Genomic DNA, 13,591 nt, shown 5'->3' with positions numbered 1-13,591 from the left:
GTGATATGTTTGAAATTTCTCTGGATAAATTATTGAAGGAGGACAAACAAATGGTAAAAACAATAGATAAGGAAAGATTATACGGGAAGTATTATAAACATAAGCAATCCATTATTGATTTTTTTACAGGTGCTGGTACAGGATTAGTGATTTCGTGCTGTATTTCTCCAGATTCTATTAGAAGGACGGTTATACTTTGCATTGGGATTGCGATGTTCTTTATTGGTGGAGTTAAGAAACTTAGATGGGACAAAGATGTTGTTGAGTATCTGGAAAAGCAAGAAAAGGAGCAATAAAGATACAAGCAAATTCCAATTTGTAAGGGAGATGACTTTGTGAAAAAATTAACTGAAGATGCTGAAAAAATAATGGCGGAACGATTTGGAAAGGATACCATTATTGCATTGGCAACAGTAGAAAATGAGGTGCCTTTTGTACGATATGTAAATGCTTATTATGAGAAAGGTACATTTTATATTATTACATATGCACTTTCAAATAAAATGAGGCATATGGAAAGCAACTCTACTGTAGCAATAGCTGGTGAATGGTTCACGGCACATGGAAAGAGTATCAATTTGGGATATTTCGGGAAAGAGGAAAATTATCGGATTGCCGAGAAACTAAAAAAGGTATTTTCTTTGTGGATCGACAATGGACATAATAATTTTGATGATGAGAATACTATAATTTTATGTGTAGAATTAACCGATGGACTGTTACTTTCACATGGAACAAAGTATGAGTTTTAGTTTTCAGTTTCCGGTTTGTATGGCAGATCCTAATTGAAAATATTCTTAATGGGATATAATAGTAGCGTATAAGAAGTAGGGAGGAATTATGATATGATGTATCCGTTTATGACATTGAATGATGAAACAGAGATTGTTCATTCTGATATGCAGAATGATGGAAGAGTTAAAGTGTATATCGAAAGACCGGATGAAAAATATGGATTTAAACATGCTACATGTTGGCTCCCCGATTACACATGGGAAGATATTTACCATTTTTCGGAAGAAGAGATTAAGCAATTCGAAGAGATAATAAGATCAACTGCTCATCTTATTATTGAATTTTCTCAGGAAGGGGGCTTTGAGAATGCCTCAAATCTTTAGAATGGGAGAATACTGGATTTATTTCTGGACAAATGAGAATAAACCTATTGAGCCGATCCACGTACATATCGCAAAAGGAAAGCCTTCCGAAAATGCAACAAAGGTATGGATTACCAGCGCAGGAAACTGTCTGCTCTGCAATAATAATTCAAGAATACCTTCACATACGTTGCGCAATATTATGAGAATGGTTGAAGCACGCAGTGGTGATATTATTCAGAAATGGTTTACATATTTTGGAGAGATAAGTTATTATTGTTAATTTTCATTAAACCTCATTTAGATATGTTATAGAGAGCCGTATCACAAGTAAGGGAGGAGTGGAAGAGAGCGGACAGATGATGTTCTGCTTTTTGTTGAACGAAAAGTCCAAATACGTGGAGGTGATTTTATGCGCTGGTTTGAATTGACTTTTCTATTAGTAGTAGGCAGTATATTTTTTTGCCTGGGTTGGAAGATATGGAAAAAGAAAAAAATTTCGTTAATTCATGATTATCACTATAAGAGAGTAAAAGATATCGATATAAAAGCGTATACAGCACAAATAGGAAAATCACATTTAATCATTGGTACAGGAATTATACTGACAGGTATAATTGATTTTTTTACAGATACCTTATTCGGTTGGTGGGTTTGTGGGCTTACTTTTTGTATAGGTTTAGTTATGATAATTTATGCTCAGATAAAGTATAATCACGGAATATTTTGATGAGATAAATTTCTATTTGAGGGAGGAAAATGAAAATTGCTGAGTTTAGAAAAGGTAAAGAATGAACTGCAAAAATACGCCTATCCATATAACAAAAATATTCTGTGCGGACATACAAAGCAGAAAATAGAATGGGTATTTCCGCTTGGGGCTGTCAGTATTCTGGCATTTGAACAGGCTACATCGTTTTTATTCGGGTTTGACGAGAACGGAGTCGATTTGTTCCCGATTCACGGGGACTGGAATATTGCGGACAACCTGTTCATCCCCTGGAGTGATGTGACGGATTTCCGAATGAAAAACGGTCTGTTGGAAAATGAACTCCAACTCCAGACCGCGGCAATGAAAATTGTTATGAAGATAAACAAAATGATAGCCGGAAATCCGTGGGTAAAAGAGAATCTGAACGCCCTGAAAGCAAAAGGGTTTTATTATCGAAAAGACGACCCGGTTGCAGAAGAAAATCCGGTTGTAAAAGAAGAGTCGATTGCAAAAGAAGATTCGAATACATATGAAGCAGTAAAATCACAACATTCTGCCTGCAGACCGGACGAAAATTATCTTGAGATTGCCAGAATCATAACAGATAATGATCTTGAAGTAAAGTCGGAAATGCAGGAAAGCTTTCATGATCCACAGGGCTATGCAGCAAGGCATATCGAGCGGCTCTCAGAAGAATACGGAATGGATGAAGAGGAGCTTCGGGATGCCGCGGCAGACCACTGGTGGCTGATGACGGATATCCTTGAAACACATGGATATGTATGTACGAGGGACTGGAAGGACGAACTCCAGGATTTTTTGCATTTTCTTTTTCAGACGAAACGTGCAGGATCGCAGGGACTCAGTGTAAACGGATTAAAAACAGAATTTTCTGAAAGCGGATCAATCCCTGAGTGGTGCAGACTGCTTGATGAAGAACTTTCAGAAAAGGAAATAGTAGTAGGGAATATTGACACGGACAGCGACAGTTATACTGTATTTTTCTGCACGAAGGCGGAAATGGAAATTCTGAAAAAACTGGCTTCGGAAACCGGACATACCGTTACATTTGCGCAGAAAGCTTGAAGCGGAGAATGGAATGTATGAGAACACTTTTTTTGACATCGGATGGTTTAAACGAAGAGACTGCAAAATTGTTTTGGGAACATATCAGAAAAGAACCGATTAATACAAAAGCAATTTTAGTGCCATCTGCTGCGCTAGGAAATGACGGCGCGCGGGAAGGAATCATCGTATGTGTTGAACGCCTTCTGAATATGGGAATTCCCATGGAAAACATTTTTATATATCATCTGGGCTATTTACTTTCTGACGGATATAACAGAACATATTCGGCTTATGTTAATGAGATACCTGCGCAGTTTCGTCTGTTGAGCGTTGATGAACTCACTCAGCATGACATGATTGTATTTTGTGGAGGAAATGCCCAAACACTACTAAACGAAATAAACAGGACAGGATTTGCGAAACCATTGAAAGAAGCAATAGAGAGCGGTCTGGTGTATTTGGGAATCAGCGCCGGCAGTATGATCGCTGCCGGAAATTTTGAGGATGGTTTGGATTATTTAAAAAATCCACTGATACCACATGCTGAGAAAGGGAGTCCTTGCGGGGAAGTACCTGAGAACAGCCGGATCGATCTGGCTGATGGTCAAATTGTATTAATTCAGGGAGACCGAAAGGAAATTATAGAGCACTGTTAGCCGAAGAAAAATAGGAATTTTTGCGGTTTCCACATTCAACACAGACTATATTCTTGTAAAAAAGGAAAATGAGATGGCTGCGCTGAACAAGCTGCAAAGTACAGGAAAATATGAGAGCGTGAATGAAATTTGAATTAAAGTCTGGAGAGATATAAATGGACAGTAAAAAAGTCAAAGAAATTATGTATTCATTAGGTGCAGATTTGTGCGGAATAGCGGATATAGGACGATTTTCTGATGCCCCTAAAGGCTATCACCCTCTGGATGTTTTGCCGACGTGTAAATCTGTGGTCTCGTTCGGATGCAGATTCCCTGTTGGAACACTTATCTGTAAATCTCCGATTCCATATACAAGGGTGCGGAATTCGGTTACGCCTAAAATGGATGCCATAGCTCTTGATTTCTGTATTGAAATGGAAAAATCTGAAATCGTGTGTGTTCCGATTCCAACAAATGAAAGCCAATGGGATAAAAATACAGGCAGATATCGTTCGCTTATATCACTAAAGCATGCGGCGCAGGCAGCCGGCTTAGGTACGATCGGGCGGCATTCGCTCCTCATCACGCCGGAATTTGGGAGCATGATCTGGTTGGGAGCTGTTTTATGTGATGTGGCGCTTGAACCGGATAAACTGAAAGAGAATATATGTGATAACTGTAATCTGTGCGTTAATGCCTGTCCGATAAACGCATTGGAAAGCCCGGAAATGGACCAGCAGAAATGTTGGAATTATGCTTTTGGAGATGACGAAGAAATTCAATCATGGCGAATCATATGTCATAAGTGCCGGGATATCTGTCCATATAATTTAGGAGCCAAAAATTCTTTTATAAAGGGCAGTATGACAGCTTTATGAGTAAGAATCTCTGCCAAGAAAGCGAGTGATATATCATGAACCGTTTTTTGATAGTAAACGGCAGTAATCTGCTGTTTCAAATGTTTTACGGCATGCCTTCAAGAATTGCTCGGGCCATCTTTATATGAAATTACTGGCTGTAAAGCGAAAACCGAACCGGAAATAGCGTATACATACAATATAAAATTAAAAACTTCGGGAGAGAATGCGGTATGAACTTAACATACAAAAGAGTAACACTGGAAGATTTAGATATACTGACAGCAACACGGATAGAGGTATTAAGAGCGGCTAATAAACTTTCTGACGATACTGACATGAGCAAAGTAGAAAAAGAATCTTATAACTACTATCAAAAAGCGCTTTCTGACGGTTCTCATATCGCGTATCTGGTTTTTGATGGAAGCCGTTTTGTCGGTGCCGGGGGTGTCAGTTTTTTTCAGGTAATGCCAACTTACCGCAATCCGAGCGGAAATAAGGCGTACATTATGAATATGTATACAAATCCTGAGTACAGAAGGAAGGGAATCGCTTATCACGTGCTGGATCTTCTGGTCAAAGAAGTGAAAAGTAAAGGCATCACCTCAATTTCATTGGAAGCAACAGATATGGGCCGGCCGTTATATGAAAAGTATGGGTTTGTCAAAATGAATAACGAAATGGAATTGCCAGAGTAAGTATAAACTGTCTCCTTTGGGAAATCTTATAGGTAAAAAACGCAGACGGCTGTGATAGGCGGCGGTATGGCGGGAATACTGACGGCATGGCATCTGCAGAAGGCCGGGATATGGACGGTTGTGCTGGAAGCGGGGCGGCGGAGGGCAGACGAAGAATACCACTGCAAAGATCACATCCCAGCATGGAATGTTCTGCCATACATTTATAGAGAAAAAGGGAAAAGAAACTGCAGAAAAATATGTACAGGCGAACCAGCGTGCAGTGGAGGAGTATAAAAGGATCATACGTGAAGAGAACATCGACTGCGATTTTTCGGAGACAGACGCATATGTTTATTCCATGGATGGGGAAAAACTGCGTCAGGAGACAGAAGACGCCCAGAGTCTCGGCATCAACGCATCCTTTGAGGCACAGATCGAGATCCCGGTCGTCTGCGCAGGCGCGGTGCGGTTTCCGGACCGGCGCAGGAGGAAATTTATGATGAATGACATAGTGAAAGTAACAGTAGACAGACCTTTGGGAAGTTACCACCCGGAACATAAAGATATGTATTATTCAGTGAATTATGGATATGTGGAAGGAATAATGGCACCAGACGGAGAGGAACAGGACGCATACATTTTAGGCGTGGATCATCCGGTAAATGAATTTACAGGCAGAGTGATCGCTGTGATCCATCGTTTTGATGATATAGAAGAAAAATGGGTGGTGGCGCCTGAGGGACAGAATTTTTCCGTTGAGGAAATAAGAGCACAGGTGGATTTTCAGGAAAAGTATTTTAAATCCGAAATCCGTATGTGTCACGAAAAAATGAACATAGGAAGGAGGCAGCAGATTATGAAAACAATATGCGGAACTGACTGTACAGAATGTGCCTGGAAAGATAAGTGCGGAGGTTGCGCGGAAACAGGCGGGCGTCCATTCGGCAGTGAATGTATCACAGCGGAATGCTATAAAACAGGCGGAGAGGAATGTTTTCTTACATATAAAGCTAAGACGATAAAAGAGTTCAATGAGCTCGGAATTGCCGGTATGCCCGTGATAACAGATCTCTGCCAACTGATCGGTGCATATGTCAATCTGACATATACTCTGCCAAATGGACAGGCTGTAAAATTCCTTGATGACAATAAAATATATCTCGGGTATCAGGTCGAAAAAGAGAACAGTGAAAGATGTTACGGGCTTGTCGCAGATCGTGATTATCTTCTTGTATGTGAGTACGGATGCAGCGGTGCGGACCCGGAGATCATCGTATTTAAAAAGAGATAGGAGAACGGTATGATCAAAGTTGTTTTTATGGACATAGATGATACCATCTTTGATTTTTGTGCATTTGCAAAGAAAGCAATGAAGGACGGATTTGAAAAGTACGGTCTTCCGCCTTATTCTAATGAAATGTTTTCTGTATTTTACAGGATCAATAACAGCCTGTGGAGGAGTATCGAGCGGGAAGAGCTGACCTTTCAGGAGTTGAACAGGCTTCGTTGGAACATGATTTTCCGGGAACTGGATATAACGTTTGACGGCGAGGTATTTGAGGATTATTTTTGCAGGGAGCTTTACAAAAGCGTTATTTTTGAGCCGCATGCTCTGGAACTGATCCGATACCTTGATGGAAAATATATTTTGTGTGCGGCGAGCAACGGTCCATATGATCAGCAGATTGACCGGTTAAAAGCCGGAGGCATAGACTCATATTTTTTATATGCGTTCATATCATCCGCGATAGGAGCAAGGAAGCCGGATGAAGCGTTTTTTGATTATTGCTTTGAGAGATTAAGAAAAGACGGATATGAAGATCTCACGCCGGAAGAGACGGTGATCATTGGAGATTCCGTTACTTCAGATATTGCCGGAGGAAGAAATTACGGGATGAGTACCTGCCTTTATACAAGAGGGCAGAGATGCGGACCGGAGTGTGATGAAGCAGATTTCATTGTTGCTGATCTGGCGGATATTATGAAAATACTTTAAATAAATATATTGTGAGAAGAATGAAAATGACAGAAATCAGATATTTAAAGGATTCAGACAGAGAGTTTTGGTTCAGCCTTGATAAACACCTGCCGGAAAGTGAATTCGAGAATAAAGTACATACCAAAAGAGGCTATGTTCTTCTGGTCTCCGGCAGGCCTGCCGGATTATTGAGATTTAATTTGTTTTGGGATAATACTCCATTTTGTACGTTGATTATCATCGGCGAGGAATATCGGGGGAGAGGTTATGGGAAACAGCTGATGGAGTATTGGGAAAAGGACATGAAGGAACGGGGCTATGGAATGTTGCTGACGTCCACGCAGACGGATGAGACTGCGCAGCATTTTTATCGGAAACTTGGCTACAAGGACTGTGGCGGTCTTATCATCGATATACCGGGATATGCACAGCCTATGGAAATGTTTATGAGCAAGGAAATAAAGTGAAGGGTGTGACGCATGGAAATCCGGCAATTAAATCAATTTGAGATTGACGAAGCTGTTCGTCTGATATGGGAAACATTTCTGCAATTTGAAGCTCCTGACTATTCGGATGAAGGCGTTCAGTCATTTAAGGATTTTATTGAAAATCAGGAAATTCTAAAGACATTGGAACTTTTCGGAGCTTATGAGAAGAATGAATTAAAAGGTGTAATTGCTACGAACGAGAAACGCAAGCATATCTGTTGTTTTTTTGTAAAAGCAGAATATCACAGGCAGGGGATCGGCAGAAACCTTTGGGAGTATGTTTTAAACCATAGTGAGCAAAACGTATTCACTGTTAATTCTTCTCCGTATGCTGTACCGGTTTATCATAAATTAGGCTTCATTGATACAGATGAAGAGCGATTGGCTGATGGTATAAGATATACACCTATGGAGTTTGAAAGAAAAGGTCTTTTCAATGACAAAGAAAATAATCAGACTGACCAATGACAGGAAAAAGAGAGAATGGTATAATGAACAGGTAGATTGATGAGCGGAGGTTTCTGGTTATGGGAAAGACAGCAGGAAGGACTGTAGCTATAGGAATACAGGATTTTGGAGATCTGATCCGTAAAGGATATTTTTATATTGATAAAACAGATTTCATCCGGGAGTGGTGGGAGAGCGGAGACAGTGTTACTCTGATTACCCGGCCCAGAAGGTTCGGAAAAACTTTGAATATGAATATGTTGGAATATTTTTTCTCTGTTGATTATGCTGAACAGGGGGAGCTTTTTGAAGGACTATCTATCTGGGAGCATGAGGAATACCGGAAGATCCAGGGGACGTATCCGGTTATCAGTCTGTCATTTGCAAATGTGAAGGAGAAGGATTTTCTTTCAACTAAGGAGCGAATCGCACAGATCATTGCGGATCTGTATATTCAGCATGATTTTCTGTTGTCCGACGAGAGTATGAAGGAAGCAGATAAAAGTTACTTTAATTCTGTTTGTATGGGAAATGGATCAGAAGTGCAGATCACTGGCGCTGTTCATAAGCTTTCAAATTTTCTTTATCGCCATTATAAGAAAAAGGTAATTATTTTACTGGATGAGTATGACACTCCCATGCAGGAGGCTTATGTAGACGGATATTGGGAGGAAATGACGGCATTTACCAGGAGTCTTTTTAATTCTACGTTTAAGACGAATCCCTGGCTGGAGCGGGCTGTCATGACCGGGATCACGCGGGTAAGCAAGGAGTCTGTTTTTTCTGAACTGAATAATCTGGAAGTCGTAACGACAACCACGGACAAATATACTTCTTCCTTTGGATTTACAGAACAGGAAGTCTTTGCGGGGCTGGATGAATGTGGACTTGGGGAAGAGAAGGAACTGGTCAGAAAATGGTACGATGGATTCATTTTCGGCAGACAGAAGGATATCTATAATCCCTGGTCGATCCTGAATTTCCTGGATAAGGGAGAATACATGACCTACTGGGCCAACACAAGTTCCAACAGTCTGGTGAGCAAACTGATCAGAGAAGGAAGCCGGAATCTGAAGGAGAATTTTGAGTGTCTGCTCCAGGGAAGAACGATCCGTACACAGATTGATGAACAAATTGTATATAACCAATTAAACGGGAGTGAAAGAGCCATCTGGAGCCTTCTTCTGGCAAGCGGTTATCTGAAGGTGGTATCTTTTGAGAAATTTGATAAGTTGCGCCCGGAAATCGGAATGGAGTATGAGCTTGCATTGACCAACCTGGAAGTGAAGCTGATGTTTCAGAATATGGTGCAGGACTGGTTTTCACAGGCTGATTCAGATTATAATGACTTCATAAAAGCGCTTCTGGCAGATGACATTGAAGCTATGAATGAATATATGAACCGTGTGGCATTTCAAACATTCAGCTATTTTGACACAGGGAAAACCGCCGGCAGGGATGAGCCGGAACGCTTTTATCACGGGTTTGTCTTAGGGCTCATGGTGGATCTGCAGGACAGATATTTTATCCGGTCAAACCGTGAGAGCGGTTTTGGACGTTACGATGTAGTTCTGGAGCCGAAATGCCCAGAAAAGAATAATGCAGTCATTATAGAATTCAAGATTTTAAATACCAGAAACGAAAACAGTCTGGAGGACACAGTACAGTCAGCCCTCCGCCAGATCGAGGAAAAACAGTATGCAGTGGAGCTTGTTTCCCGTGGAATTGCACCGGAGCACATCCGCAGTTATGGTTTTGCTTTTCAGGGCAAGACAGTCCTGATAGGAAGCTCTGAATAAAAATACAAAAGCTTTGCAAAAGAACGTCCCGGAAGCAATCCGTTAAGCATAGAAATGTCCGGTGCGCTTTCGTCCGGACTTGTGTCTACGTGGACAATAGCAGATATTTTATTTGCTGTGATCGCTTATATCCGGGACAGGAAATAAGAAATAGGAGTACGCAGATAATTTTCACAGTCTGCCATGAAGAGGGGAAGTACGTAAGCAGTGTCAATATTGCTTACGGGCGAGGAGGTGCGGAATTGACTTTTGAAAATGCCTATGAAAAATTTTTTGAAGAACTCGGCAGCAGCAGAAAAATGGTTTTATCAACGTCGCTTGACAGTAGAGTGTATTCCCGGATGATGAGCATTATTATATTAGACAAAATCTTGTATTTCCAGACAGATATAACTTCCCGGAAATACAGCCAGTTAAAGGGAAATGCATATGTCGCGTTATGTACGGATAACATACAAATTGAAGGACGTTGCCGGGAACAGGGACATCCTTTGAAATACCCAGATTTTTCCGATGCATATCAAAAGTGCTTTTCAAATTCCTATGCGAGATACACAGGGCTGAAAAATGAAAGACTCTTTTCGATTACGCCTGTTTTCATTGAACGTTGGAAATATATTGACGGAGAACCTTTCATAGAGAAATTTGATGTTCAAAATCAAAGATACAGGATTGCTCCATATCTTAGTGATTAAGGCATCATAAGATCCGGATAAAACGGGGCGGAAGAGCTATTTCAAGACTTTTCCGCCCCGTTTTACCTACTGCTCTGTTACGACAGGCTTTCCGTCTTTATCAAGCAGCGGCGTAAATCCTGCTGCCTGAGCATTCATGTGAAATAAGTAGTTTACACCGGTTTCCGTATCCACCCAGATTTCCATTACATCTATAATTCCCTGACTGTAAGTTTTTTTAAATCTCTCTGCCATTGTACATCCTCCAATTTTCTGGTTTTATTATCCTGTTTCTACTGATGATTCTATTCTATCATAATTCTGACAGACCTGAAATAACGAGTTTTCCCGAAAATGCTGATAAAAAAGATTGATGTTTTTCATAAAGCAGGATATCATGTAATTCAGAGAAACTTATTTTGAAATCATTATTCAGAGGAGTGTGTTGACACGTGACAAGGACATTTAATACGGACGGATACTGCGATCCGGAGTTGAATTATATGGTAGACCTTTCCGGGCGCCTTGAAAAAATTAAAGCCATGGTCGATGAAGAAAAATATTTTACGATCAACAGGGCAAGACAGTATGGCAAGACCACGCTTCTTACAGCTCTTGGAAATTATCTGAAAAATGAATATAAAGTTATCAGTCTGGATTTTCAGACTATCAGCCATGCGGATTTTGAAGTGGAGCAGAACTTTGTCGCTTCTTTTTCAAGAGAGATTCTGGAATGTACTGAAGACCTTCCGGACAGTGTGGAAGAAAAATTGGAATTTTATTCAACAGAAAGTACACCTCACACAACGCTTTCAGTATTATTTAAAACACTGCTCGAACTCTGCCGGAAGTCCAGGCAAAAAGTTGTTCTGATCATAGATGAAGTTGATACGGCATCGAATAATCAGGTGTTCCTTGATTTCCTTGCGCAGATCCGGGCATATTATCTGAAAAGACGCCGGATAAAAACCTTTCAGTCGGTTATTCTTGCGGGCGTATATGATGTGCGGAATATAAAAAGGAAAATTCGCCCTGAGGAAGAACACAGACTGAACAGTCCCTGGAATATCGCGGCAGATTTTGATGTAAATATGAGCTTTTCGGAAGAAGATATAGCAGGGATGATCGGACAGTATGAAAACGATTATCATACCGGGATGAATGTTGGAAATATTTCGGAACTGTTGTATGATTATACATCAGGCTATCCTGTTTTGGTATCCAGGCTTTGCAAGCTCATAGACGAAAAGCTTGCAGGTACAGAAATGTTTCCGGACAAAAAAACAGCATGGACCTCAGAAGGTGTCCAAGAAGCGGTAAAAATACTTCTTTCTGAAAAGAATCCGCTTTTTGAATCACTGATCGGGAAACTGAATGATTATCCGGAACTGAAGAATATGGTATATCTTCTTTTGTTTCAAGGACAGCCAATCGCGTATAATCCGGATGATGCATCAACAGATATGTTGATGATGTTTGGATTTGTAAAAGTAGAAAAATCAACGGTTCAGATTGCCAACAGAATTTTCGAGACAAGATTGTACAATTATTTTCTCACATTGCCCGAGGTACAAAATGGAGATATGTACAAGTTTGCCTTGCGGAATAAGAACCAGTTTGTCAAAAATGGTGTATTAGATATGAAGCTTTTGCTTGAAAAATTTGTGATACACTTCGACGAGGTATACGGCGACCGAAACGAACAATTTATTGAGGAGGATGGACGCCGCTATTTTATGCTTTACCTGAAGCCTATTATAAATGGTGTTGGAAATTATTATGTTGAAGCTGTTACCAGAAATCAGGAAAGGACAGATCTGATTATTGATTATCTGGGCAAACAGTATATCGTTGAAATGAAGATATGGAGAGGAAATGCTTACAACGAACGGGGAGAAAAGCAGCTGAAAAATTATCTGGATTACTATCATTTAGATACAGGTTATATGCTCAGTTTTAATTTTAACAGGAAAAAGAAAACAGGAGTGAGAGAGATTCGGTTTGATGACAAAGTGCTGATTGAGGCAGTAGTATAATAAATTAACCTGTTGTGCTAATTTGTTTTGGTGTATCTGTAAGTTGCGAAAGGGCGAAAATCCCCCTTCTACTTTTAGTTGGACAGTTATCTGCTAAAAGATAAGCTGCTTGATTTTTCCTATTTCGCAGTTCACATTCAACAGATAATTCAGAGCCAGACATAGATTATATCCCAGTATTTTATTTGTAAGTCGTGTGCACAGGCCCTGAAAACTTTTGGCAAGAACCCTCTCGGCATTTAACTGTTCACTCAACTGTGAAAATACTGTTTCGACCCGGCGGCGCAAACGGAAGATTAACTGCCGCACTGTTTTTGGCCAGTCATTTTTACTATTGGAGCGCTTTAATGCCATCAGGCAAATCCCCTGGGAATGCATTTCCTGGGTAAGGGTTTCTCCTATGTAACCCTTATCCCCTAAAATGGTAACTCCCGAATGATTTGCAGCCAGATCCCTGAGCCCTTCCCTGTCATCTGTAGAAGCAGGAGTAATTTCAAACGAAGTGATAAAACCTTCCAGAGTAATCAGGGCATGTACTTTGTAGCCAAAATAGGTCTCTTTTTTCGAAGGGCACTTGCCGTAATCGGCTCTATCACTGCGAAAAGACTGACAATAACGGGCTCTTCCAAACTTGCATACTGCCAAAGGAAAACTGTCTATAACAAAATATCGGCTGTATGGCATTGCAAAAGCAGAAAACATTTTTTGACGAATTAATTCTGTTACCTGGAGGAGAGCTCTCCGTGTTCTGTTAAAACGACTTCGGCTGCCAATACCGGGAAATAGATGACGGTAATTCTTTTTGACAAAAGAGAACCATGCATTTTCGGAATCAATGCCGATCAGTTCCCCGCAGATGCTGATTGTAATAATCTCTGAGTCGGAAAGTTTTGCATTCAAAACATTTCTCCTTTTGGTTACAGCATCAGGAACATACTGAAAATATAATTCATCAATAATAACAAATGCAGTTAAAATAAAGTCTTCAAAAGTTGCAATAGTGATGGTATTATTATTTTGAAACTTCAACATAATGATGCCCCCTTTCTTATTTATATTCCCTATAAATAGAATAGCACATTTTGTTGGAGTTTCTTATTTTAACTAGCACAACGGGTTA

18 protein-coding genes and 1 pseudogene are annotated in these 13,591 nt (G+C 40.3%); 17 read left to right on the top strand and 2 right to left on the bottom strand.

The genetic code is table 11. From position 1 onward, the window contains the following. The 16 genes and pseudogenes from B5F07_RS21670 to B5F07_RS21585 all read left to right on the top strand — a co-directional run. A pseudogene (locus tag B5F07_RS21670) lies at nucleotides 1-296 on the top strand (hypothetical protein); the annotation flags it as partial. A 72-nt stretch (nucleotides 297-368) separates the two neighbouring features. Then, the gene (locus B5F07_RS21665; RefSeq protein ID WP_442911421.1) at nucleotides 369-752 is read left to right on the top strand and encodes a pyridoxamine 5'-phosphate oxidase family protein; all 384 of its coding nucleotides are present in this window, start codon (nucleotides 369-371) and stop codon (nucleotides 750-752) included. 93 nt (nucleotides 753-845) lie between these two features. Beyond that, entirely contained in the window at nucleotides 846-1,118 is a 273-nt protein-coding gene (locus tag B5F07_RS21660) for a hypothetical protein (protein ID WP_087163265.1), read from the top strand. Further along, entirely contained in the window at nucleotides 1,102-1,380 is a 279-nt protein-coding gene (locus B5F07_RS21655; RefSeq protein ID WP_087163264.1) for a DUF4160 domain-containing protein, read from the top strand. The genes B5F07_RS21660 and B5F07_RS21655 overlap by 17 nt, the downstream gene beginning before the upstream one ends. Nucleotides 1,381-1,509: 129 nt before the next feature. Further along, nucleotides 1,510-1,827 (top strand): DUF3784 domain-containing protein, encoded by a 318-nt coding sequence (locus B5F07_RS21650; protein WP_087163263.1) that lies wholly within the window; start codon nucleotides 1,510-1,512, stop codon nucleotides 1,825-1,827. Nucleotides 1,828-1,863: 36 nt separating this feature from the next. After that, the gene (locus tag B5F07_RS21645; protein ID WP_087163262.1) at nucleotides 1,864-2,895 is read left to right on the top strand and encodes a DUF6630 family protein; all 1,032 of its coding nucleotides are present in this window, start codon (nucleotides 1,864-1,866) and stop codon (nucleotides 2,893-2,895) included. Nucleotides 2,896-2,912: 17 nt separating this feature from the next. Continuing rightward, the gene (locus B5F07_RS21640) at nucleotides 2,913-3,533 is read left to right on the top strand and encodes a Type 1 glutamine amidotransferase-like domain-containing protein (RefSeq protein WP_087163261.1); all 621 of its coding nucleotides are present in this window, start codon (nucleotides 2,913-2,915) and stop codon (nucleotides 3,531-3,533) included. A gap of 10 nt (nucleotides 3,534-3,543) precedes the next feature. Next, entirely contained in the window at nucleotides 3,544-3,666 is a 123-nt protein-coding gene (locus tag B5F07_RS23635; RefSeq protein WP_204248880.1) for an ACT domain-containing protein, read from the top strand. 22 nt (nucleotides 3,667-3,688) lie between these two features. After that, nucleotides 3,689-4,390: a 4Fe-4S double cluster binding domain-containing protein gene (locus tag B5F07_RS21630; RefSeq protein ID WP_087163260.1), complete on the top strand. Its 702-nt coding sequence runs from the start codon at nucleotides 3,689-3,691 to the stop codon at nucleotides 4,388-4,390. 212 nt (nucleotides 4,391-4,602) lie between these two features. Beyond that, a complete protein-coding gene (locus B5F07_RS21625; RefSeq protein WP_087163259.1) occupies nucleotides 4,603-5,067 on the top strand; it encodes a GNAT family N-acetyltransferase in 465 nt (154 codons plus the stop codon). Between the two features lie 118 nt (nucleotides 5,068-5,185). Next, nucleotides 5,186-6,340 (top strand): hypothetical protein, encoded by a 1,155-nt coding sequence (locus tag B5F07_RS23475; RefSeq protein ID WP_330397934.1) that lies wholly within the window; start codon nucleotides 5,186-5,188, stop codon nucleotides 6,338-6,340. 9 nt (nucleotides 6,341-6,349) lie between these two features. Then, entirely contained in the window at nucleotides 6,350-7,045 is a 696-nt protein-coding gene (locus B5F07_RS21605) for an HAD family hydrolase (protein ID WP_087163257.1), read from the top strand. A gap of 26 nt (nucleotides 7,046-7,071) precedes the next feature. Then, the gene (locus tag B5F07_RS21600) at nucleotides 7,072-7,494 is read left to right on the top strand and encodes a GNAT family N-acetyltransferase (RefSeq protein ID WP_087163256.1); all 423 of its coding nucleotides are present in this window, start codon (nucleotides 7,072-7,074) and stop codon (nucleotides 7,492-7,494) included. A gap of 12 nt (nucleotides 7,495-7,506) precedes the next feature. Continuing rightward, nucleotides 7,507-7,983 carry a GNAT family N-acetyltransferase gene (locus tag B5F07_RS21595; RefSeq protein ID WP_087163255.1) on the top strand — a complete coding sequence of 159 codons (477 nt, stop codon included), beginning with the start codon at nucleotides 7,507-7,509 and terminating at the stop codon, nucleotides 7,981-7,983. A gap of 59 nt (nucleotides 7,984-8,042) precedes the next feature. Continuing rightward, on the top strand, nucleotides 8,043-9,761 hold the full coding sequence (locus B5F07_RS21590; protein ID WP_087163254.1) for an AAA family ATPase: 1,719 nt from the start codon (nucleotides 8,043-8,045) through the stop codon (nucleotides 9,759-9,761). 242 nt (nucleotides 9,762-10,003) lie between these two features. Next, complete coding sequence (locus tag B5F07_RS21585; protein ID WP_242972624.1) at nucleotides 10,004-10,456, top strand: pyridoxamine 5'-phosphate oxidase family protein; 453 nt, start codon at nucleotides 10,004-10,006, stop codon at nucleotides 10,454-10,456. Between the two features lie 66 nt (nucleotides 10,457-10,522). On the opposite strand, the gene B5F07_RS21580 is transcribed toward B5F07_RS21585, so the two are convergent. After that, on the bottom strand, nucleotides 10,523-10,690 hold the full coding sequence (locus B5F07_RS21580) for a DUF6440 family protein (RefSeq protein WP_087163253.1): 168 nt from the start codon (nucleotides 10,688-10,690) through the stop codon (nucleotides 10,523-10,525). A gap of 197 nt (nucleotides 10,691-10,887) precedes the next feature. Between B5F07_RS21580 and B5F07_RS21575 the strand changes: the two genes are divergently transcribed. Beyond that, nucleotides 10,888-12,471: an AAA-like domain-containing protein gene (locus tag B5F07_RS21575; RefSeq protein WP_087163252.1), complete on the top strand. Its 1,584-nt coding sequence runs from the start codon at nucleotides 10,888-10,890 to the stop codon at nucleotides 12,469-12,471. A 93-nt stretch (nucleotides 12,472-12,564) separates the two neighbouring features. Here B5F07_RS21575 and B5F07_RS21570 read toward each other — a convergent pair whose 3' ends face one another. Next, entirely contained in the window at nucleotides 12,565-13,503 is a 939-nt protein-coding gene (locus B5F07_RS21570) for an IS982 family transposase (RefSeq protein ID WP_087163251.1), read from the bottom strand. Nucleotides 13,504-13,591: the final 88 nt, after the last annotated feature.

Source organism: Lachnoclostridium sp. An169 (assembly GCF_002160525.1).
GTDB classification, from domain to species: domain Bacteria; phylum Bacillota; class Clostridia; order Lachnospirales; family Lachnospiraceae; genus Mediterraneibacter; species Mediterraneibacter cottocaccae.
This window is presented reverse-complemented; position numbering and strand designations above follow the sequence as displayed.